This is a genomic window from Sphingopyxis sp. PAMC25046 (assembly GCF_004795895.1).
Lineage (GTDB): Bacteria > Pseudomonadota > Alphaproteobacteria > Sphingomonadales > Sphingomonadaceae > Sphingopyxis.
This window is the reverse complement of sequence record NZ_CP039250.1, coordinates 1,393,423-1,415,866: the sequence shown is the minus strand read 5'-3', so window position 1 is coordinate 1,415,866 and position 22,444 is coordinate 1,393,423. Positions and strand designations below refer to the sequence as shown.

At 67.7% G+C, this 22,444-nt stretch carries 19 protein-coding genes; all 19 read right to left on the bottom strand.

Annotated features, from left to right (window positions below):
* Nucleotides 1-56: 56 nt before the first annotated feature.
* The 19 genes from E5675_RS06620 to E5675_RS06530 all read right to left on the bottom strand — a co-directional run bounded on the left by E5675_RS06620 (nt 57) and on the right by E5675_RS06530 (nt 22,241).
* On the bottom strand, nt 57-704 hold the full coding sequence (locus E5675_RS06620) for an NAD-dependent epimerase/dehydratase family protein (RefSeq protein WP_136173820.1): 648 nt from the start codon (nt 702-704) through the stop codon (nt 57-59).
* The gene (locus tag E5675_RS06615) at nt 697-1,869 is read right to left on the bottom strand and encodes a deoxyguanosinetriphosphate triphosphohydrolase (RefSeq protein ID WP_136173819.1); all 1,173 of its coding nucleotides are present in this window, start codon (nt 1,867-1,869) and stop codon (nt 697-699) included. The genes E5675_RS06620 and E5675_RS06615 overlap by 8 nt, the downstream gene beginning before the upstream one ends.
* Nucleotides 1,866-3,623, bottom strand: coding sequence for an SPOR domain-containing protein (locus tag E5675_RS06610; protein WP_136173818.1), 1,758 nt, complete (start codon nt 3,621-3,623; stop codon nt 1,866-1,868). Before E5675_RS06610 ends, E5675_RS06615 begins: the two co-directional genes overlap by 4 nt.
* A 60-nt stretch (nt 3,624-3,683) precedes the next feature.
* On the bottom strand, nt 3,684-5,135 hold the full coding sequence (gene ftsZ / locus E5675_RS06605; RefSeq protein ID WP_136173817.1) for a cell division protein FtsZ: 1,452 nt from the start codon (nt 5,133-5,135) through the stop codon (nt 3,684-3,686).
* 153 nt (nt 5,136-5,288) lie between these two features.
* Nucleotides 5,289-6,545 carry a cell division protein FtsA gene (gene ftsA / locus E5675_RS06600; RefSeq protein WP_136173816.1) on the bottom strand — a complete coding sequence of 419 codons (1,257 nt, stop codon included), beginning with the start codon at nt 6,543-6,545 and terminating at the stop codon, nt 5,289-5,291.
* Between the two features lie 3 nt (nt 6,546-6,548).
* Nucleotides 6,549-7,487 (bottom strand): cell division protein FtsQ/DivIB, encoded by a 939-nt coding sequence (locus E5675_RS06595; RefSeq protein ID WP_136173815.1) that lies wholly within the window; start codon nt 7,485-7,487, stop codon nt 6,549-6,551.
* On the bottom strand, nt 7,484-8,410 hold the full coding sequence (locus E5675_RS06590; protein ID WP_136173814.1) for a D-alanine--D-alanine ligase: 927 nt from the start codon (nt 8,408-8,410) through the stop codon (nt 7,484-7,486). The genes E5675_RS06595 and E5675_RS06590 overlap by 4 nt, the downstream gene beginning before the upstream one ends.
* Entirely contained in the window at nt 8,407-9,303 is an 897-nt protein-coding gene (murB, locus tag E5675_RS06585) for a UDP-N-acetylmuramate dehydrogenase (RefSeq protein ID WP_136173813.1), read from the bottom strand. The genes E5675_RS06590 and murB overlap by 4 nt, the downstream gene beginning before the upstream one ends.
* 121 nt (nt 9,304-9,424) lie before the next feature.
* Entirely contained in the window at nt 9,425-10,858 is a 1,434-nt protein-coding gene (gene murC, locus E5675_RS06580; protein ID WP_136173812.1) for a UDP-N-acetylmuramate--L-alanine ligase, read from the bottom strand.
* Nucleotides 10,858-12,042, bottom strand: coding sequence for an undecaprenyldiphospho-muramoylpentapeptide beta-N-acetylglucosaminyltransferase (gene murG, locus E5675_RS06575; protein WP_136173811.1), 1,185 nt, complete (start codon nt 12,040-12,042; stop codon nt 10,858-10,860). Before murG ends, murC begins: the two co-directional genes overlap by 1 nt.
* Nucleotides 12,043-12,052: 10 nt before the next feature.
* Entirely contained in the window at nt 12,053-13,285 is a 1,233-nt protein-coding gene (locus E5675_RS06570) for a putative peptidoglycan glycosyltransferase FtsW (protein WP_210727617.1), read from the bottom strand.
* Nucleotides 13,282-14,586, bottom strand: a complete 1,305-nt coding sequence (gene murD / locus E5675_RS06565) for a UDP-N-acetylmuramoyl-L-alanine--D-glutamate ligase (RefSeq protein ID WP_136173810.1) — start codon at nt 14,584-14,586, stop codon at nt 13,282-13,284. The genes E5675_RS06570 and murD overlap by 4 nt, the downstream gene beginning before the upstream one ends.
* Nucleotides 14,583-15,653, bottom strand: coding sequence for a phospho-N-acetylmuramoyl-pentapeptide-transferase (gene mraY / locus E5675_RS06560; RefSeq protein WP_136173809.1), 1,071 nt, complete (start codon nt 15,651-15,653; stop codon nt 14,583-14,585). The genes murD and mraY overlap by 4 nt, the downstream gene beginning before the upstream one ends.
* Nucleotides 15,653-17,029, bottom strand: a complete 1,377-nt coding sequence (murF, locus tag E5675_RS06555) for a UDP-N-acetylmuramoyl-tripeptide--D-alanyl-D-alanine ligase (protein WP_136173808.1) — start codon at nt 17,027-17,029, stop codon at nt 15,653-15,655. Before murF ends, mraY begins: the two co-directional genes overlap by 1 nt.
* The gene (locus tag E5675_RS06550; RefSeq protein WP_136173807.1) at nt 17,026-18,465 is read right to left on the bottom strand and encodes a UDP-N-acetylmuramoyl-L-alanyl-D-glutamate--2,6-diaminopimelate ligase; all 1,440 of its coding nucleotides are present in this window, start codon (nt 18,463-18,465) and stop codon (nt 17,026-17,028) included. Before E5675_RS06550 ends, murF begins: the two co-directional genes overlap by 4 nt.
* Complete coding sequence (locus E5675_RS06545; protein ID WP_136173806.1) at nt 18,465-20,153, bottom strand: penicillin-binding protein 2; 1,689 nt, start codon at nt 20,151-20,153, stop codon at nt 18,465-18,467. The genes E5675_RS06550 and E5675_RS06545 overlap by 1 nt, the downstream gene beginning before the upstream one ends.
* Complete coding sequence (locus E5675_RS06540) at nt 20,150-20,773, bottom strand: hypothetical protein (RefSeq protein WP_247594806.1); 624 nt, start codon at nt 20,771-20,773, stop codon at nt 20,150-20,152. Before E5675_RS06540 ends, E5675_RS06545 begins: the two co-directional genes overlap by 4 nt.
* On the bottom strand, nt 20,767-21,744 hold the full coding sequence (gene rsmH / locus E5675_RS06535) for a 16S rRNA (cytosine(1402)-N(4))-methyltransferase RsmH (RefSeq protein WP_136173805.1): 978 nt from the start codon (nt 21,742-21,744) through the stop codon (nt 20,767-20,769). Before rsmH ends, E5675_RS06540 begins: the two co-directional genes overlap by 7 nt.
* On the bottom strand, nt 21,741-22,241 hold the full coding sequence (locus E5675_RS06530; RefSeq protein WP_136173804.1) for a division/cell wall cluster transcriptional repressor MraZ: 501 nt from the start codon (nt 22,239-22,241) through the stop codon (nt 21,741-21,743). Before E5675_RS06530 ends, rsmH begins: the two co-directional genes overlap by 4 nt.
* Nucleotides 22,242-22,444: the final 203 nt, after the last annotated feature.

The following is a 22,444-nucleotide window of genomic DNA, read 5'->3' as shown; positions in this document are numbered from 1 at the left end:
AATCCCTTGTCAGGACCGACAGACGCCGCGAGCCTTGGCGCTGCGCCCCGGCGGAGTCAATCGGCGAGCGCGCGGATCGCGTCGTTTTCGTGGATATACACGCCCGAAGCACTTTGTCCGGCCAGCGCGACGATCGCGGCGGCGACGCTGTCGCCCGAAATCGAACGGTAGCGGCGGAAGCGGCCGTGGAGCAGCGCGTCGGTGAACGGCGCGGCGATCGTCGCAAGCCCTTCGGCGAGGCGCTGCGGCCCAGGCCGGTCGCCGCGGAGCAGTCCCGGGCGGATCAGGTCGAGGCGGTCGAAGCCTATCGCGCCGAGATCATCCTCGGTCTCGCCCTTGGTGCGGAGGTAGAAATTGGCGCTCTTCGCCGCGGCGCCGACCGAGCTGACCGCGATCATGCGCGGCGTGCCGCTCGCCCTCGCTCCGCGCGCGGCGGCAAGCACGAGGTCGTGATCGACCGCGCGGAACGCCGCCTGCGATCCCGCCTGCCGGATCGTGGTGCCGAGGCAGGAGATGAGGACGGCGGGCCGTTCGGCGGCGATGATATCGCTCCAGCCTTCGGACGGCGCGACCAATTGCTTGTGATGCGGTGCGAGCCCTTCGACCTCGCGGCGGACGAGCGCGGTAACAGGTACGGATCCGAAACGGGCGATCACCGCGCGGCCGACCATGCCGGTCGCGCCGACGATCAGCGCCTCAGGCATGCGCCAGCGCGGCGGGCACGGCGTCGCGGCCGAAGATATCGGCGTAGCGATCGATAGCGAAACGGTCGGTCATGCCCGCAATATAATCACCGATATGCCGGTTTGTCGCGCAGGTTTCGCCGGGGAGCCGCGCCGCCCAGTCGGCACCCATCAGCGCGGGATCGGCGGCATAGACGGCGAAGAGGTCGGCGACGACCCGGTTCGCTGCCTCGGCGGCGGCGAGCTGTTCGGGGTGGTGATAGAGGTTCGCGTACATGAAGCGTTTAAGCTCGCGTTCCGCAGCCGCGAGTTCGGGCGAAAAGCCGCCGAGCGTGCGTCCCGCGGCGCGGACCTCGTCGGCGCTCGCGACACCGGCGTCGGCGACGTTGGCGGCAGTCGCGGCGATCACGTCGTTGACCATCACGCCGATCTGATCGCGGACGAGTTCGCGCAGCAGCCGGTCGCGCGGTGCGCCAGGGAAGCGCCCCTCGACCGCGCGATAATTGGCGGCGACGAAGGGCTGTTCCATCAGCTGGTCGAGGTCGAGCAGGCCGGCGCGCAGGCCGTCGTCGATGTCGTGATTGTCATAGGCGATGTCGTCGGCGATCGCCGCGACCTGCGCCTCGAGGCTGGCGTAGCTGGCAAGACCGAGCCCGAAATCGCGATCGATTTCGGCAAGCGCCCAGCCGGGGTTCGTCACCGGCCCATTATGTTTGGCGAGCCCCTCCAATGTCTCCCACGTCAGGTTGAGCCCGTCGAAGCGCGGATAAGGGCATTCGAGGCGCGCCAGCGTGCGCAGCGTGTGGCCATTATGGTCGAAGCCACCGTGCGCCGCCATCGCGGCCTTCAGCGCGTCCTCGCCCGCGTGACCGAAAGGCGGATGACCGATGTCATGCGCCAAGCACAAAGCTTCGGTAAGATCCTCGTTGAGCCCGAGCGCGCGCGCGATACCGCGGCCGATTTGCGCAACCTCGATACTGTGGGTCAGGCGGACGCGATAATGATCGCCGTCCGGGGCGACGAACACCTGCGTCTTGTGACGCAGGCGGCGAAAGGCGATCGAGTGAATAATGCGGTCGCGGTCGCGCTGAAAATCATCGCGCGGGCCGCGCACGACGCGGCCCGACTCCACATGGCGACGTCCCCGGCTTTTTTCCGGTCTGCTGGCGCAGGCCGCGACACTCACTTGAGCGGCTCTACGATTTCGCCCGCCTCGCTGTCGAAGAGGAAGCCGTCGCCTTCGGCCTTTTTATAGTCGCCGAGCCAGTCCTGGGCCGACTTACGGTTAGGGAAGGGCCCGACGAGCAGGCGACGCGTCTGGCCCCATTCGGCGGTCGCTCCCGATTTGCCCTTGAACAGCGCCGCGTTGCGCTTGGCGAAGCGGTTATAGTCGAAGCCGAGCGCCTTGAGGTTCGAACCGGTCGCGATCTGGACCCAGATGCGCGCGGGGTTCGCCTTTTTCTTTGCGGCTTCTTCCTTTGCCTTGGCATCCGCCTCCGCCTTCGCCTTGGCGGCCGCCTCTTCCTTTTCGCGCTTCGCCGCTTCGGCCGCTTCGGCCCTGCGCTTGTCTTCGAGCAGCATGGCAAGCGTGTCGGCGCCGACCGCGCCGGCGGGCCGGTTCAGCTCTTCGGCGGGAATCTCGATCGATCCGACGATCTCGGCAAGCGACGCGAGCGAGGCCGCTGCCGGAGGTGCAGGCGTTGCCGTCGCGGCGGCCGGGGCCGACGCCGCCGGGCGCCCGACATCGGCGATCGAAAAGCCGGGGCCAATTGATCCCTTGTCGGCATCGCCGGTTCTTCCGGCCGGGGCCGGCGTTGCCGCAGCGGGGACCCCGGCGGGCGCATCCGCCACCGGCGCCGACGCTTCGGACAGCGGGCGAATGGTTTCCCGGAACGGGGAACGCAATGCCGGCGCCCTATCCCCTGCCGGGGCGGGTGCAGGCTGCGCGCCCGCAGTTGCAGCGGGGCGGGCGGCGACCGCTGTGGTGTCCGGCTTCCGCGTCACGGCCGCGGGCGCGGGAGTCGTCGACGAAACCGGACGTCCGCTATCGCTTGCCCCGGGACGCTTGCGGCGCGCGGCGGGAGGCTGCGACGGCGGCGTCGCTGCCGCGACCTGCACGGGTCCGCGTTTTGCGCCGGGCTGGCTGGGGAAGCGGCCGAAATGCGCCGCCGCGGCCTGCTGCGCGGGATTGAGCCGGTCCATCTGGAGCAGATAGGGGGTGATATTCTGCGCCATCGCGGGCGGCATCGTCGCGTTGACGATTTCGGTCGCTTCCTTGTCGCGGCCGTTCATCGCGAGGATCATCGCGCGCAGCCGCCACGCGCCGCGATCCTGCGCGCGGAGTTGCGGAGTCAGCATGGCTATTCCGCGATCGGCGTCGCCGCTGATCCCGAGCGACAGCGCATAGCGCCGCGTCAGTTCGTCGTTGGGCGCGATCGACAGCGCGAGCTGATAGTCGCGCTGCGCTGCATCCTGTTGCCCGAGGAGGTCGCGCGCGAGGCCGCGGTCGGCGAGGAACAGCCGTTCGGGCGCACCCATCAGCTGCGCCTCGCCGAAATAGTCGAGCGCGCGCGTGGGATTTTCCATATGGACCATCGCCGACCCGAGCGCCGCCTTGATCGTGCCGTCGCGCGGGCGCGCCTGTTCGGCGCGGACTAGGAAACCGAGTGCGGCGCGATAATCCTCGAGGTCGATCGACGCGCGCCCCGCATCGAACAGCGCCGCCGTGTCGCTGTTGTTCGCCGCGATACGGGCGAGCGACGACGACAGCAAGCTACGCGCGGCGGTGCGCTTTTCCATCGCCGCCTTCGTCGCGGGGTCGGGCGGCGTCACCTGCGCGCGAGCGGGGGCGAGCGTCGCGGTTCCAAGCAACAGCGCGCCGAGCGCGCGAACAAGGTTGCGCGCGCGCGCCGGCTTCGCCGTCCATTTCACCTGCCGCATGGGCAACTCATCCCGATTTCCGGCCTGCCGTGCCCGGCGGGCGGCCGCTCGATAGCCCCGTTACTGGTTGTTCTGCCGTCCCAGAAAACGCGGAATATCGACCCCGTCATCCTTGCCGCCCTCTTCGGCGTCGGGGGTCGATGCCCCGCGCGAGAGCCGCGACATGCGTTCGAACAAGGTGCCGCCGCCGACCGCACGCGCCGGTGCTTCGGCCGGAGCTTCCGCCGAGGGCGCCGACCGATAGTCGCTCGCCGCGGGTTCGGGCGCGTCGAGCACCAGTTCGTCGGCGGTATCGTCATAGGTCGCGGCGACCTGCGACAATTCCATCGGCTCTTCCTCCGCCGGGGCCGGAGCCTCGGGTTCGGGGGCATCGCCGAGCGAGAAGCCCGGTGCCGGGTCGTTGTCCTGCTGGACCGGCGCTTCGGCGACGGGTTCTTCCTGCACCGCCGGCTCGACGACCTCTTCGGCTACCGGTGCCGGCGCCGCAGTACGCGCAGGAGCGAAGGAGAAGCTGCGCGTCGCGGGGGCGGCCTGCGCCGCTTCGCCCGTGCCGTCGATGCCGGTCGCGACGACCGAGACGCGGATCTTGCCGTCGAGGCTGTCGTTGAAAGCGCTGCCCCAGATGATGTTGGCGTCGGGGTCGACCAGTTCGCGAATATGGTTCGCCGCCTCGTCGACTTCCATCAGGCGCATGTCCTCGCCGCCGGTGATCGAGATGATGACCCCCTTGGCGCCCGCCATCGACACGCCGTCGAGCAGCGGGTTGGCGATGGCTTTCTGGGCCGCTTCCAATGCGCGGCCGTCGCCTTCGGCTTCGCCGGTGCCCATCATCGCCTTGCCCATTTCGCGCATCACGCTGCGCACGTCGGCGAAGTCGAGGTTGATGAGGCCGGGCATGACCATCAGGTCGGTGATGCCGCGCACGCCCTGCTGCAGCACTTCGTCGGCCATGGTGAACGCTTCCTTGAAGGTCGTGTTCGGGTTGGCGACGAGGAAGAGATTCTGGTTGGGAATGACGATGAGCGTGTCGACATGCTCTTGCAGCTCAGCGATGCCGGCGTCGGCCGAGCGCATCCGCCGCGAGCCTTCGAACATGAAGGGCTTGGTCACGACGCCGACGGTCAGGATGCCGCGGTCGCGCGCCGCTTTCGCGATGACGGGCGCCGCGCCGGTGCCGGTGCCGCCGCCCATGCCCGCCGCGACGAAGCACATATGCGCGCCGTTGAGCGCCTCTTCGACCTGCGTGATGCTTTCCTCTGCCGCCGCGCGGCCCACCTCGGGCCGCGAACCCGCGCCCAGTCCCTGGGTGATCTGCGTCCCCAGCTGAATGCGCCGTTCGGCCGGCGAGGCGTTGAGCGCCTGCGCGTCGGTGTTCGCGACGACGAAATCGACGCCCTCGACGCGCGCCGCGATCATGTTTGCGATGGCATTGCCGCCCGCGCCGCCGACGCCGATCACCGCGATACGCGGCTTCAGCTCGTCGACCTGCGGCGGGCCAATATTGATGCTCATCAAATAATCTCCCTGCAGCGGCGAACCGATGCCGCTTCCCTGCACCTTGCGACCCGTCGGGCGGTGGTCCTGCCGCCCGGATAACTGTTACCGCATTGCACTATTGTGACGTCGGAATCACCCAAAAAATTAACCTTTTCGACCATTCGATCGCTAAAAACTGCTTTTCAACGCGGCCATCAGCCGGTGGAGGATCGAGGTCCCCGCCGGCTTGTAAACATCCTGCGCCATCATCGGCAGGTCGCGAAGGTCGACGGGGTCCGATGCGGCATAGAGAACCAGACCCGCGAGCGTCGCGAAAGCCGGGCCGCCATGCGCATCGGGCAGGCCGTGCAAGCCGCGCGGTCGCCCGACGCGCGCGGCGCGGCCGAGCGCGGCCTGCGTATAGTCGGCGATGCCCTTGAGGTCGGCGCCGCCGCCGACGAGCACGACCTGGCGCCCGATCGGCCCGACGAAATGGAGGTCCTTCAAGGTCCGGCCGATCTCGCCCATCATCGCGTCGAGCCGCTGGCGGATCACCGCGACAAGCTGCGCGCGCGTGATGCGCGGGGAATCGCCGCCCGAGGGCGCGCCGGGTTCGAGTTCGATGATCTCATTATTGTCGCGCGGGCTGGCCGAGGCCGAACCGTAGAAACTCTGGAGCCGCTGCGCCTGGCTGCGCCGGATGCCGAAGGCCGAAGCGATATCGTCGGTGATATCGCTCGCGCCGAAGGGCAGCGACGCCATTTCGACGAGCATGCCGCCGGCGTAGAGCGAAACGGTGGTGACCGCGGCGCCGAGCTCGACGAGCGCGACACCCAGATCGCGTTCCTCCTCCGACAGGCAGGCGAGCCCCGCGGCGATCGGCGAGGCGACCACCGCGTTGACGTCGAGATGCGCCTGCCGCACCGCCGCTTCGAGGTTCCGCACCGGCGCGCCGTCGGCCATGATGATGTGGATATCGACGCCGAGGCGGTCGGCGTGAAGGCCGATCGGGTTCTTGACCCCGTTGAGCCCGTCGAGCGTGTAGAGCGCGGGCTGGGCATGGAGGATCATGCGGCCTTCGGGATCGATGCCCGCACGGCCCGCGGCGAGCAGGTCGTCGACGTCCTCCTGCTCGATGCGGTGGCCGCCGAGTTCGCTTTCGATCGGCGCGACGTCGCTCAAGAGGCTGCCCGCCGAGAAGCTGACCCAGACGTCGTCGATATTGAGCCCCGCGATGCGCTCGGCCTGTTCGATCGCCTCGCGCACGACATGCTCGGTCTGTTCCATGTCGGCGACATAGCCGCGCTGGACGCCGCGGCTCTCGCGCTGGCCGGTGCCGAGCACGTGGAGCTTGCCGTCGGCGGTCTGGCCCGCGATCAGCGCGCAGACCTTCCATGACCCGACATCAAGCGCGGTGATGATCTTTTCGATGCGCGGCGGCGCCATGGCTCAGCCCTTCTCCGCCGCCGCGTCGGCGACGGCGTCGACCGCGGCGCGCATGTCGTCGAGCTTGGCGGGCGCCACCTGTCCCTCGTGCGGCAAACGGAGCACGAAACGCGCGGGGTCGCGCATGTCGAAGCGAAGAATACCGCGGCCGAGCAAGCGGTTGGCGCCATCCATATGCGCGAATTTGGCGAGCGCGGCCTTCGCCTCGGCCTCGCCTTCGGGCAGCGACAGCGTCTCGCCGCTACGGAAGCGGAGATCCCAGCGGCGGTTGCCGACCCAGGTCGCGCCTGCGAGCAATTCCTTGAGGCTGCTCGCCTCGGCGAGCAGGCGGGCGAGATCCTGTGACCGCTGGTTGGCGCGCGGGCCGATGACTAGCGGCAGGTCGGGCATCGTCGCGACGGTGACGGGCTCGAGCACGACGCCCTTGTCGTCGATCAACGACAGACGGCCCGAGTGCTGCCAGATCGCCGCCGGGGTGCGTTCGACGATGTCGACGACGAGCGTGTCGGGCAGGCGTCTCGACACGCGCGCATCCTTGATCCAGCCATATTTCATCAGGTCCGCGCGGACGTCCTCGAGATCGACCGCGGCCATCGAGCGATCCTTCTGCGCGAGCGCGATGTCATAAACCTTGAGCCGGTCGATGCGGTCGGCGCCGACGACCTCGACCTTTTTGACCTGAAAGCCAGCGCGGCCGACGGCCTGGGCATATTCCTCGTGGATCTTGGCGGTTACCCCGGTCGCGTGCGCGGCGATCGCGGCGACGGCGCAGAGGCTGAGCCCGATCGTCCAGTTGGCGACCTGCTGCAGCCGCTGCGGGCTGATCGGCAGCGCGTTGATGATCACGTTGAGCCGCGACTGCTGGATCTTGCGCCGCTTTTTCGGCGCGCGCGCGGGGCGCCTTGGCGGCGATTTCCCGCGCTTGATCTGTGTCTTGCTCATATGAGCGCTTCCCCCACGATGCGTTCGACGAGTTCGGCATAATCGACGCCGACGGCGCGCGCCTGTTCGGGCACGAGGCTGAGCGGCGTCATGCCGGGCTGGGTGTTGACCTCGAGCAGGAAGATGCCCGCGAGGCCATGTTCGTCGTCCCAGCGGAAATCGGAACGCGACGCGCCCTTGCAGCCGAGGAGGCGGTGCGCCTGAAGCGCGAGGTCCTTCATCCGCTGCGCGACGTCGGCGGGGACGTCGGCGGGGCAGATATGCTCGGTCAGGCCCGGAGTATATTTGGCGTCATAGTCGTAGAAGCCCGACTTCACGCGTAATTCGGTGACCGCGAGCGGCGTGTCGGCAAGCACGGCAACAGTCAATTCGCGTCCCTTTATGAAGGGTTCGGCGAGCAGGCGGTCGAACGTCTGCCAGGGGCCCATCGCATCGCGCGCGATCGGGTTGCCGTAATTGCTGTCGTCCTTGACGATTGCAATCCCGACCGACGAGCCTTCGTTGACGGGCTTCAGGACATAGGGGCGCGGCAAGGGGTCGACTGAAAAGAGGCTTTCGCTGTCGACCATCGTCCCCGTCGGCATGGGAATACCATGCGGCACGAGCGCCTGTTTCGTCAATTCCTTGTCGATCGCGATCACCGAGGTGACGAGCCCGCTGTGCGTATATTTAAGGCCCATCAGGTCGAGCATGCCCTGCACCGTCCCGTCCTCCCCCGGGACGCCGTGGAGCGCGTTGAACACGACGTCGGGCTTCGCCTCGGCGAGCCGCAACGCAACGTCGCGGTCCATGTCGATGCGCGTGACCTTGTGTCCGCGCGATTCCAGCGCGTCGGCAACGCCATTGCCGCTCATCAGCGACACTTCGCGCTCGGCCGACCAGCCCCCCATCAGGACGGCGACATGCCACGGACCCCGGCTCACTTGGCCTTCCCCACGCGCTGAATCTCCCATTGCAATTCGATGCCGCTCTTGGCCTTCACGCGGCGGCGGACCTCTTCACCGAGCGCCTCGATGTCGGCGCTCGTCGCTTCACCCGTGTTGATGAGGAAATTGGTGTGCTTCTCGCTGACCTGCGCGCCGCCGACCGCAAAGCCGCGGCACCCGGCCTCGTCGACGAGCTGCCACGCCTTATGCCCGTTGGGGTTCTTGAAGGTCGAGCCCCCGGTTTTCGAACGCAAGGGCTGCGAGGCTTCGCGGCTTGCCGAGATGCGGTCCATTTCGGCCTGGATCGCGGCGGGTTCGCCGACACGGCCGCGGAAGGTCGCGCCGATCACCACCGCGCCTTCCGGCAATTCGCTGTGGCGATAGGTGTAGCCCAAATCGGCGAGCGGCAGCGTCCGGCGTTCGCCCGAGCGGAGCACGACGTCGGCGTCGATGAGGATATCCTTGACCTCACCGCCATAGGCGCCGCCGTTCATGCGCACGAACCCGCCGACGGTGCCGGGGATCGAGCGGAGAAATTCCATGCCCCCAATGCCCGCGTCGCGCGCGGTCGAGGAAACAAGGATGCCCGACGCACCCCCGCCGCAGCGCAGCGTCGTCGCATCGATCGCCTCGACCTTTGCAAAGGCCTTGCCGAGCCGGACGACAACGCCGGGGAAGCCGCCGTCGCGGACGATGAGGTTCGACCCGAGCCCGAGCGCCATCACCGGCACGGCAGGATCGAGATCGCGCAGGAAATCGGCAAGGTCGTCGGCGTCCTTCGGTTCGAACAGCCAGTCGGCGGGGCCGCCCGACTTGAACCAGACGAGCGGCGCGAGCGAAGCGTTGGGCGTGAGTTTGCCGCGAACGGTCGGGAGGGTGGCAACGCTCACGCCATATTCCCCTTCGCGTTCGCATCAAGCGAAGTCGAGATGCGTCTGGCGCTGTGCTGGCGTGTCTCGACTTCGCTCGACACGAACGGAGGGAAGAGCCTGATGTCGGGCGAAAGCAGGATCACTTCGCGCTCTCCACCGCGCTCGCCAGACCTGCCGCCATCTTGGTGATGTCTCCCGCGCCGAGGCAGATGACCATGTCGCCTGCGCCGAGTTCGCCCGCCCGGATGCTCGCGGCGAGGTTCGCGGCGAGCGCGGTCGCGTCGGCGACGACTTGTGCATGACGGTGGCCGCGGTCGCGCAGCCCTGCGGTGAGCGTATCGGACGACACGCCGTCGATCGGGCTTTCGCCTGCGGCATAGACGGGGAGCGCAAGCACCATGTCGGCGTCGTTAAACGCCTGCTGGAAATCGTCCATATGATCGCGGAGCCGCGTGAAGCGATGCGGCTGGACGACGCCGACGACGCGCCCCGCGCCCGCGCCTTCGCGTGCGGCCGACAGCACGGCGCGGATTTCAACCGGGTGGTGCGCATAATCGTCGATCACCGTGACGACGCCGCCTTCGACCGCGATCTCGCCAACCTTGGTGAAGCGGCGCTTGACCCCGGCAAAGCCGTTGAAGCCCGATACAATCTTGTCGTCGCTGACCCCCATGTGCAGGGCGACGGCAATGGCCGCGAGCGAATTCTGCACATTATGGCGCCCCGACATCGGCAAATGGATGCCTTCGATCGTGCGGCTGTTCCCGTCGCGGTCGCGCACGACGACATCGAAGCGGTTGCCGTCGGGCCCCGGCGTCACATTGGTGCCGCGCACGTCGGCCTGCGCCGAGAAGCCATAGGTGATGATGCGGCGGTCGCGGATGCGCGGGATGATCGCCTGCACCTCGGGATGGTCGAGGCACAGCATCGCCGCGCCGTAAAAGGGCACATTCTCGATAAACTCGACGAAGGCGTCCTTGATCGCGTCGAAACTGCCATAATGATCGAGATGTTCGGGATCGATGTTGGTGACGACCGCGATCGTCCCGTCGAGGCGGAGGAAGCTGCCATCGCTCTCGTCGGCCTCGACGACCATCCAGTCGCTATCGCCGAGGCGCGCGTTCGAGCCGTAATTGTTGATGATGCCGCCGTTGATCACGGTCGGGTCGATCCCGCCCGCATCGAGCAAGGCCGCAACGAGGCTGGTCGTCGTCGTCTTGCCGTGGGTGCCCGCGATCGCGACGGTCGATTTGAGCCGCATCAGTTCGGCGAGCATTTCGGCGCGGCGGACGAGCGGGATACGGTTCGCGAGCGCGGCCTCAACCTCGGGATTGCCGCGTTTGACCGCGGTCGAGGTCACGACGACGGCGACGCCGTCGATGTTCGAGGCCTCGTGGCCGATGCTGACCTTGATCCCGCGTTTGCGCAGCCCTTCCACCACGTAGCTGTCAGCGATGTCGCTGCCCTGCACCCGATAGCCGAGATTGTGCATTACCTCGGCGATGCCCGACATACCGATGCCGCCGATGCCGATGAAATGGATGGTGCCGATGTCGGTCGCAACGCCGCGCATCAGCGCTCTCCCGCGCGGGTGGCGGCGACGCCGCCCGCGACGGCAGCGCTGCGCGAGGGCGTGCCGACGCGGATCACGTCCATCATCGGCGGCGCGACGAGCGATTCGACGAGGTCGGCGAGGTCGCGCGTCGCGTTCGGCAGGCCGCAGCTTGCCGCCCGCTCGGCTGCTTCCTCGAGCGCGCCGGGTTCGAGCGCCATGCGCTGGATGTGCTTCGCCACCTCGGCAGGGGTGAAGGCCGGCTGCTGAAAAGCGATCGCCCCGCCCGCTTCGACAAGGTCGACGACATTGTACGTCTGATGATCGTCCATCGCACTCGGATAGGGGACGAAGATCGCGGGGCGCCCGGCGCAGGCAAGCTCGGCGACGGTCGAAGCGCCGGCACGCGCGATCACCATATGCGCCCAGCGCAGCCGTTCGGGGAAATCCCTGATATAAGGCGCGCATTCGGCGGCGACGCCGAGTTCGGCATATTTGGCGCGCACGCCCTCGATGTCGTCTTCGCGGCACTGCTGGACGACCTGGAGCCGGTCGAGCAGCGCGCGCGGCAACATCGCGATCGCGGCGGGAACGACTTCGCTAAGCACCGTCGCGCCCAGACTGCCCCCGACGACGAGCAGGCGGAAGATGCCATCCTCGGGCAGCGGCGGGAAGCCGTCCTCGCGGATCGCCACGATCTCGTCGCGCACCGGATTGCCGGTGATATGCTTCTTGAGCTCGTGCCCCGCCGGATAGCGCTGGATATTATGATAGGCGACCGCGACCGCGTCGACGCGCGGCGCCATCATGCGGTTGACGCGCCCGAGCACGGCATTCTGCTCGTGGAGCACGCGCGGCCGCTTCGTCGCACCCGCGGCGAGCAGGCTGGGGAGCGAGGGGTAGCCGCCGAAGCCGACGACGACCGCGGGGTCGAACTCGCGGATCAGGTCGATCGCTTGTCTGCGCCCCTTGCGGATCGCGAGCGCGGCCTTGAGCCAGCCGACGGGGCCGCCGTGGACGCGGCCGGCGGGAAGCACATGCGTTTCCATCTCGGCGGGCGCGCCGGGGATCTTCAGCCCGCGGTCGTCGCTGACCAGCGCGACGCGGTGGCCGCGCGCGATCAGCTCGCCGGCGAGGGCGTAGGCGGGCAGCATATGGCCTCCCGTCCCGCCGGCGGCGAGAAGGAAGTGGCGCGTCGCTGTCATTTTTGGGCGCTCATTTCTTGTTCCAGTTGCGGGTCATCGACACCCGTGCCGCATAGGGGTTTCGCCGGGTCAGCGACAAGAGCAAACCCATGCCGATCGACAGGGCGATGAAAGAGGAGCCACCGTAGGAGATGAAAGGCAAGGTCATCCCCTTCGACGGGAAGATCTGCGTGTTCACCCCCATGTTGATCACCGCCTGTCCGCCGAACTGCGCGATCAACCCCGCGACCGCGAGGATGAGGAAGCTGTCCTCCTCGTCGAGCAGGCGCACGAGCACACGGACGATGATCGCGAGATAGAGCGCCGCGATCGCGATGCACGCGATCATCCCGAACTCCTCGCCGATTACCGAGAAGATATAGTCGGTGTGCGCTTCGGGCAGCTGGAACTTGGCGAGCCCGGCGCCAGGACCGGTGCCGATCAGCCCGCCAGCGGTCAGCGTCGCATGCGCCTTATCGACCTGAAAGCTGTCGCCCTTGTCGAACAGCCAGATGTTGATGCGTTGCTGCGCTACGGGATAGAAGAAATAGGCGAGGATGAGGCCGGCGACGCCGGTGCCCGCAAGCATCCCCATGATCCGCATGGAAAGGCCGGCGACGAGGACGAGCACGAACCAGGTCGCGGCGAAGATGACCGTCTGCCCGAGGTCGGGCTGACCCATCAGCAACAGCGCGATGACCCCGGTGAGCGCCGCGGCGAGCGGGACAACGGGCAGGCTCTGGTCGTGAAGGCGCAGCGACAACACCCAGGCGAGCGACACCGCAAAGAAGGGCTTCAGAAACTCGGACGGCTGCAGCCGGAACATCCCGCTGCCGAGCCAGCGCTGCGCGCCGTTCACCGAGGTGCCGACCAGCGGTACGAGGAACAGGAGCGCAAGGAAGGCGATCGTGCCGTAAATCGCGAAGCGCCGCGCCTGCGGCTTGGGCAGCATCGACACCATCAGCATCACCGGGACGCCGACGATCACCCACATCAGCTGGCGATAGAAATAATAGAGCGGGTCGAGCGCGGCGGCCGAGGTCGAGAGTTTCTGCGCCGCGACGGGCGATGCCGCCGCGACCGCGACGAGCCCGACCGCGACGAGGATCGAGACGAGCAGCAGCAGGACGCGGTCGATTTCCCAGAACCACAGGCCGAGCGGCGTGCGGTCGGCGCGGCTGAGGCGCGGGCCGCGGCGTTTGGTCGTGCGCGTCGTGGCGATCACCGGGCGTTCGGTCGCGTCCATATTGTCCCCCCCGCTCATGCCCCGAGCGCCTGTACGGCGGCGCGGAACGCATCGCCGCGCTGTTCATAATCCTTGAACTGGTCGAAGGAGGCGCAGGCGGGCGACAGCAGGACGATGTCGCCGGGCTGCGCCGCCGCCGCCGCCTGCTTCACCGCCGCCGCCAGGTCGCCCGACCGCTCGACCGGGACCGCGTCGCCAATCTCGGCCGCGAACGGCTCCATCGCCTCGCCGATCAGATAGGCGCGCTTGACGTGGCCGAACCAGGGACGGCACGCCGCGAGCCCGTCGCCCTTTGCCTGTCCGCCGGCGATCCAGTGCAAACGCTGGTCCGGCGCCGGCGGGAACGCCGCCAGCGCCGGTGCAGCGGAAGCCGCGTTGGTGGCCTTGCTGTCGTTGAACCAGCGCACACCATCGGCTTCGCCGACCAATTCCATGCGATGCGGCAGCGACGTGTAGGTCGCGAGGCCGCGTTCGATCTGCTCGTCGTCCAGCCCCAACACGCGGCACACCGCGATCGCGCAGACGGCGTTCTGGGCGTTGTGCGGCCCCTGCAGCGCGGGCCAGCGCATCTGGTCTACGGGGTCGATATCCTTGCCCGACACGCGGTGGAGACGGTGGTTGATGCGCCCCGCGATCATCTTCGAAGGATCGTCGTCGACCGCGACGATTGCGACCTGATCGCGGTGCTGGAGGCTGAACAGGCGGGCCTTCGATGCGGCATAGCCCGCGAAACCGTCGTAGCGGTCGAGGTGATCGGGACTTAGGTTGGTCAGCACCGCGATATCGCACGCGAGACTGTGCGCGAGATCGATCTGGTAGCTCGACAGTTCGAGGACGTAGACCCCGCCTTCGGTTAAGGGCTCGCGGCTGAGGATCGGCAGACCGATATTGCCGCCCATCAGCACCGGCACGCCCGCGCTTTCGAGCATGTGGGTGACGAGCGCGGTTACGGTCGACTTGCCGTTGGTGCCGGTGATGCCGACGAGCTTGTGCGGTGGCAGGTCGCCCTCGGCTTCGGCAAAGAGTTCGATGTCGCCGATGACGGGGACATGCGCTTCGCGCGCGTGCGCTGCGATGGGGTGGCGATTGAGCGGCACGCCAGGCGAGACGACAACGCCCGCGAAACCGACGAGGTCGATTTCGAGCGGGTTGCCGATATCGGCGCCTAGCGCCATCGCCTCGTCGCGCGCGTCCTCGCGCTCGTCCCAGGCGGTGACGCCGGCGCCGCTGGCGACGAGCGCCTCGACTGTCGCGAGGCCCGAGCGCGCCAGCCCCAGCACCGCATAGCGGCGACCGGCAAAGGCGCGCGAGGTGATCACCGGAGTTTCAAGGTCGCGAGCCCTGCCAGCGCGAGGACGATCGAGACGATCCAGAAGCGGATGACGACGGTCGATTCGGGCCAGCCCAATTGCTCGAAGTGATGGTGGATCGGCGCCATGCGAAAGACGCGCTTGCCCGTCCTTTTGTACCAGAAGACCTGGATGATCACCGACAGCGCCTCGACCACGAACAGCCCGCCGACGAGGACGAGGACCAGCTCATGCTGCGCCGTGACCGCGATCGTCGCGAGCGCGCCGCCGAGCGCGAGGCTGCCCGTGTCGCCCATGAAGACAGCGGCGGGGGGCGCATTGAACCAGAGGAAGGCGAGGCAGGCGCCGATGATCGCGGCGGCGAACACCGCGAGCTCGCCCGCGCCGGGAACGTGCGGGATGCCGAGATATTCGGCGAATTTCACGTTGCCCGACAGATAGACGATGACGAGGAACGTCAGGCTGGCGATGATCACCGGAAAGGTCGCGAGCCCGTCGAGCCCGTCCGTGAGGTTCACCGCGTTGCCGAAACCGACGATCAGCACCATCGCGAAGACATAATAGAGTGGGCCGAGCGGGACATAGACGTCGTTGAAGAAGGGCAGGTAGAGATCGGTGCCGGTACGCGACACGATGAGCAGCACCGCGACGCCCGCGATCAGGAATTCGATGAGCAGGCGCACGCGCCCCGGAATGCCGCGATGGCTGGCCTTGGTCACCTTGTCGTAATCGTCGAGGAAGCCGACCACCGCGAAACCCGCGGAGACGAACAGGCAGGCCCAGACGAAACGGTTGGAGAGGTCCATCCAGAGCAGCGCCGAAATCATCAGCGAAATGAGGATCATCAGCCCGCCCATCGTCGGCGTGCCCTTTTTGGCGAGGTGGCTCTGCGGGCCGTCGTCGCGGATCGGCTGCCCCTTCCCCTGCCGCATGCGCAGCATCAGGATGAAGCGCGGCCCGATCCACAGCCCGAGGATCATCGCGGTCGCGACCGCGGCGCCCGAGCGGAAGCTCAGGTAGCGGATAAGGTTGAGAGCCCCCGGAAAGCCAAGCCATTCCGCCAGCCAATATAACATCAATAATCCCCACTGATCAGCGCCGTCACGACATGCGACAGGCCGACGCTGTTCGACCCCTTGACCAGCACGGCGTCGCCGGCGCGGATCAGGTCACCGAGCCGCCCTACCGCGGCCGGGTGGGCGGCCACATGCTCGAAATCGATGCGGCCCTCAAGTGCTTTGGCGAGCGGCGCCATCTCTTCGCCGACAAGCAGGGCGAATTGCACTCCGGCCGCGACGAGCGGAGCGGCAAGCGCGGCGTGATAGGCTTCGCCGTCGGGACCGAGCTCCTTCATCGCACCGAGAATCGCAACCTTGCGGCCTGCGGATTCGGTCCCGAGCTGACCGATCGTCGCCGCCATCGAGGCGGGGTTGGCGTTATAGCTTTCGTCGATGACGAGGATGTCGCCGCCGGGCACTTCGACCCGGTGACGCGCGCCGCGCCCTGTGAGGCCGCCCATTTCGGCGAAGGCGAGGCCCGCTGCGGGCAAATCGCCGCCGACCGCCTTCACCGCGGCGAGCACCGCGAGCGAATTGGCGACCCAGTGCGCGCCGGCCTGCGCGATGGTAAAGCAGAGCAGCGAGTCCTGCACCTCGGCGGTGACGAGCGAACCGCCCTGCCCGTCGGGCAGCCAGTCGACCGCGCGGACGTCGGCGCCCTCGTTCAGCCCGAAGCTGACGAGGTGCGCGGCGTGCTGCTCGGCCTTGGCGCGAAGGCGCGCATAATGCGGGCTGTCGAACGGGACGATCGCGGTGCCCCCGGGCTCGAGCCCTTCGAAAATCTCGCCCTTCGCGTCGGCGATCGCTTCCTCGCTGCCGAAATATTCCATATGCGCGGGGGCGATGGTGGTGACGATGGCGACGTGCGGGCGCACTATCCGCGTCAGCGCTGCAAGCTCGCCCGCGTGGTTCATCCCCATCTCGAATATGCCATAATCGACGGTAGATGGCATGCGCGCGAGGCTGAGCGGCACGCCGACATGATTGTTGTAGCTTTTGACCGAGCGATGCGCCTTGCCGGGGCGGAAACGGTCGAGCGCGGCGAACAGCGCCTCCTTCGTCCCCGTCTTGCCCGCCGAACCGGTGACGCCGATGATGCGGCCATGGCTGCGCGCACGCGATGCGATGCCCAGCGCATTCAGCGCCGCCGCGCTGTCGGCAACGCGGACATGCGGATGGTCGATTTGGGTTTCGCAGATTATGCCCGCGGCGCCCGCCGCAATCGCCTTGTCGATGAAGGCATGGCCGTCGGCGGTTTCGCCCTTCATCGCGATGAAGAGGTCGCCCTTCGTCACCTCGCGCGAGTCGAACGCGACGCCCTGCACGGTGAAGTCGGCGCTGGCGGTGCCATCCGTGGCGGAGGCGATGGCGCGCGCGGTCCAGAGCGGGTTCATGCCGCCTCCTCGCGCGCTACGGTGACATCGTCGAAGGGAATCACCCGCATGTCGTCGCCGCGCCCGACGATCTGACCCTGTTCGTGTCCCTTGCCTGCGATACAGATAATATCGTCGGCCTGCGCTTCGGCGATCGCGGCGGCGATCGCGGCGCGGCGGTCGCCGATTACTTGCGAATTCGGGGCCGCGGCGGCGATCGCGGCGCGGATGGCGGCGGGATTTTCGCCGCGCGGATTGTCATCGGTGATGATGAGCACGTCGGCCTTGGCGGCGGCAACCTTGCCCATTTCGGGACGCTTCGCCTGGTCGCGGTCGCCGCCCGCCCCGAAGACGAGGATCAGGCGGCCGGACGCATGCGGGCGCAGCGCGTCGAGCGCCGCCTCGATCGCGTCGGGTGTGTGCGCATAGTCGACATAGACCGGGGCGCCCGCCCTGGTGATAGCGGCGCGTTCGAGCCGCCCGCGCACCGGCTGGAGCCGCGCGAGGTTGGCGAGTGTCTGGCCGATGTCGCCGCCGGTCGCAATGACGAGTCCTGCCGATACCAATGCATTCGCGACCTGATAGGCGCCGATCAGCGGCAGGTTGACCTTGTGCGCAGCGTCGCCCGCCGCAATCACCAGCGACTGGCCTAGCTGGGACGGCGCACGCGAGACGAGGCGGAGCGCCTCGCCTTTCGTGCCGACGGTCAGCAGGCGGGTGCCGCGCGCCTCTGCCGCATCGATCACAGCGGGCGAATAGTCATCGTCGGCCCAGACCACCGCCGCGCCGCCGTGCTCGACCACCTCGGCGAAGAGGCGAAGCTTGGCCGCGAGATAGGCCTCCATCGTGCCATGATAGTCGAGATGGTCGTGGCTGAGGTTGGTGAAGGCCGCTGCCTTCACGGGCAGCCCCTCGGTGCGATACTGGTCGAGGCCGTGGCTCGACGCCTCGAACGCCGCGTGCGTGACGCCCTCGGCGGCAAGGCCCGACATGGTCGACAGAAAGGTGACGATGTCGGGCGTGGTCAGCCCCGTCGAAGCGCTTTCCATCGATGTCGTGATACCGAGCGTGCCGATCGAGGCGGCGTTGAAGCCGGCCATGCGCCACAGCTGGCGCGTCATTTCGACGGTCGAGGTCTTGCCGTTGGTTCCGGTCACCGCGACCGAGGTCGCGGGAAAACGGTGAAAGAAGCGCGCCGCGATATGCGCGAAGGCACGGCGCGGGTTGGCGTGTGCGACGTGCACCGCGCCCTCCACCTTCGCCTCGGGCCGCGCGACGACGGCGACCGCGCCCGCATCGACAGCGGCGGGAATGAAATCCTCGCCATTGAAATTTTCGCCGACGAAAGCGCCGAAAATCGTGCCCGGTGCGACCTTGCGATGATCGATCGCGAGCCCCGTCACCACCGGATCGCCCCCCTCCAGCGCCTGATCCTCGAGCAGCGCGGCGAGACGCATCAGTGCGCTTCCTCCTCTCTCCGTAACAGCGGCGTGAGTTCGGAGACGTCGACGTCGCGGCTTTCGTCGGGGAAGACGCCGAGCATCGGGCCCGCGCGGGTCACGACCTTGCGCACCACCGGCGCCGCGGTCCAGCCCGCGGTGCGCTGCCCTGAGCTATAGGCGTTGCCCTTGGGCTCGTCGATCATCACAAGCACGATATAGCGCGGATTATCCATCGGGAAGGCCGCGGCGAAGGTCGAGACAAGCGAATGGCGGCGATAACCACCCGCGCCCGGCTTTTCGGCCGATCCGGTCTTGCCGCCGACCCGAAAGCCGGGGGCGTCGGCCTGCTTGCCCGTGCCGTCCGAAACGATCAGGCGCAGCAGCTGGCGCATCCGCGCGCTGGTCGACGCCTTGAACACGCGGCGCCCCTGCGGCGGCGGCTTGTCACCGAGCCTGAGCATCGTCGCGGGACGATAGATGCCGCCGTTGACGAGCGCGGCATAGGCGCTGGCGAGATGAAGCGGCGTCACCGCGATGCCATGACCATAGCTCGTCGTCATCGTCGTCACCCGGCCCCAGTTCCTGGGCCAGAGCGGGAAAGCGCGTTCCTTGAGCTCGATTTCGGGGCGCTTGTCGAAATTGAGGTCGCGGAACAGGCGCTCCAGATTCTCGCGACCCAGCTCGTCGGCGATACGCGCGGTCGCGATGTTCGAGCTTTCGATCAGCGTCTCCGGCACGTTGTACCAGCGGCCGGGGTGGCTGTCGCGGATACGAAAGCCCGCAATCGGGAGCGGCGCCGTCGCGTCGTAGCGGCGCGCCATGCTGGTCACCGTGCCGTCGTCGATCGCGGCGCCGATCGACAGCGGCTTGAAGGTCGAGCCGAGCTCGTAGAGATTATAGGTGACGGCGTTGCGCCGCGTACCCGGATCGCTGCCCAGCAACTTGTTGGGGTTATAGGTCGGAAGCGAGGTCATCGCGGCGACTTCGCCGGTGTGGACGTCGAGGATCACGCCCGCGCCGCCGATGGCTTCCAGATTGGTAACCGCCGCGCTCAGCTCGCTTTCGAGGACCCCCTGCACGCGCGCGTCAATCGACAGCGCGAGCGGGTGCCCGCGCGTCGCCTCGTCAATCAGCCGCTGGTCGAACGCGCCCTCGACCCCTGTCACGCCATGGCCGTCGGCGTTGATGAAGCCGAGCACATGCGCCGCGAGCGTGAGCTGCGGATAGAGGCGTTCCTTTTCGCGCGGGAAGTCGAAACCGACGTCGCCGATCGCATTCACCGCCGCGACCTGATCGGGCAGCGCGCGGCGGCGGATATAGGTCGGGCGCGGCCCGGTCAGCTTTGCCAGCAGATCCTGGCGCGTCATGTCGGGGAAGATCTTGTGGAGCTCGGCCGCCAGATATTGTCGGTCGTTGAGCAGTTTCGACGGCACGACGCGGATCGAATAGCCGTCGATCGTGCGCGCGAGCGGTACGCCGTTACGGTCGACGATATCCGCGCGAGCGGGCACGAACGCCGTCGCCGCCGAACGGCCCGACGAGGTATCAAACAGCGCGAAATAAAGAAGGCGCCCCGACACGACGAAAAATGCCGCCATGAACAGCAGCATCAGGATCATCAAACGCTGTTGCGCGGTCAGCAATATCTGCTGCCGCACCCCGGCGGTTCGGACCCGCGTCGGACGGACGACGAGCGTGTTCATCGGCCGGGCTTGCCTCCCGCGGCTTCGATGGCGGCGGCGCGCTTCAAATCGGCGAGCGTCGATTCGGCGAGCAACTGATCCTCGATCATCTTGAGCTGCTCGCGGCGGCGCGTCGGCGCCATACGCGGCGTCACGTCGCTGCGCACGCCGGTATCGGCCTGCGCGAGCATAACGGGCTTCGCGGCGGCGGGCTTGGGCGCGGCAGGCTTTGCCGCCGCAGGCTTGCTTGCGACCGGGCTTTCCGTTGGCGCGGCCGCCACCGCGACCGGCGAGACCATCGCCATCAGCACCGGCGCGACCTCGTTGGCGCCGCGCGCGCGCGGGAGCCGGTCGAGCGAGGCAAGCTGGCGCTCGCTTTCCAGATATTGCGTCGAGTCGGGTGCCGAATAGCCGAACGCGTCGGCGTTCCACTGTTCGAGCTGGCGCATCGAGGCGCGCACCGCGAGTTCGGATTCGAGGTAGCGGATATTGTCGCGCGTCCGGACGATATCGCGCTCGATACGCGTCAGTTCGCTGCGCGTCGCCGCTACCTTGAGCGACACGGGATACAGCATCATCGCGAAGATGAGCACGAGCAGGACCAGACCGATTCCCTGGAGCTTGCGGGCCGCCATCAACATGACATCGCCTCCTTCATCGAACTATCCGGCCAAGCGGGCGCAGCGGTGCGGACCGCGCTGCGCAGCGTTGCCGAACGCGCGCGCGGATTGCGCGCTTCCTCTTGCTTGCCCGGGCGCACTTTGCGCGCCGGGGTCTCGAAAGTTGCGGCCCGCGCCAGAGGGATCGGCGCGGGCCGGTGACGCGAACCCGCGGCATCGCCACCGCTGCGTTCGCGCAGGAAATTCTTCACGATCCGATCCTCGGTGCTGTGAAAGCTGACGACGGCGAGCCGGCCGCCGGGACGCAGCAGGCGTTCGGCGGCGGAAAGGCCCGCGACCAGTTCGTCGAGCTCGCTGTTGATGTGGATGCGGATCGCCTGAAAGCTTTTGGTCGAGGGATCCTTGGGCGCGCCCGGCGGATGGCGCAGCGCCTTGCGGATCACGGTCGCGAGTTCGGCGGTGCGAGTGAGCGGACGCGCGGCGACAATCGCGCGCGCGACACGGCGCGACTGGCGTTCGTCGCCATAGTGAAAGAGCACGTCGGCGATCTCGGTCTCGTCGGCGCGGTTGAGCCAGTCGGCGGCGCTTTCACCCTCCTGCGCCATGCGCATGTCGAGCGGGCCGTCCTTTTGAAAGGAAAAGCCGCGTTCGTCGCGGTCGAGTTGCATCGACGAGACGCCGATGTCGAAGGTGATGCCGTCGACGGCATCGATCCCGCGCTCGGCGAGCAGCCGGTCGATCTCGCCAAAACGACCGTGGACCAGCGTCAGCTTGCCGCCGGCTTCGGCGACGAGCGCTTGCCCTTCGGCGATCGCGTCGGGATCGCGGTCGCAGGCGACGACATCGGCGCCCGCGGCGAGCATCGCGCGGGTATAGCCGCCGGCGCCGAAAGTCGCATCGACGTGGCGCTCACCCGGGGCGATGGCGAGCGCGGCGATGACTTCTTCGCGGAGGACCGGATCGTGACGGGGATCGCGGGGGAGGTCGGTCATTTGCGCCCCTTCCCTTTCGTGGCATCCCAAGAGGCAGCGAGGCGCTGGAGCACCGGATCAGCGTCGGCGCATTCGGCCAGCGTCGGCAGCCACCAGATTTCGAGGCGGCGGCCCGACCCCACAAAAGCCGTCGCGCCGGCATCGCCGACGCGGTCGCGGTGGATGAAGCTGGGAAGGAAGCGACCGCTGTCGTCGAGCGTGTAGGGCTCGGTGTAGCTGAAGCGCTTCTTGAACTCGCTGTCCTCGTCGAAATCGAGGTTGCGCAGCCGCGCGGTTTCGCGGTCGCGCTCGATCTCGCCGTTCAGCCGGTCATACTGATCCTGGCCGTAGGCGACGAGGCAGGGCAGTTTTTCGTGGAAACCGACCCAGAGCACGCGCTGGCCGTCCGCATTGAGGGGCACGTTGTTGCGGAACTGAGAGGGGACGGCGATGCGCCCCTTGCCATCGATCGCGGCGAAATTGGTGCCCGCATACTGGCCGGGCGTCACAATCGCCATCGCTCTGCCCCCCGTATCCGCGCCGCCGGGCAAAACTTTCCCGGCCCCGGAATCACAGGATTCCGGATGGTTCGGCCTAGGTGGAGAATGCCCCTCTCCACTTGCTTGAGTATCAACTATAGATCGGGGTGAAAAGGGGTATTTTAGGGTAGAATAGGGAATCTAGCCCCTATTTGCCGCAAAAAGCACTCCGAATTGGGTAA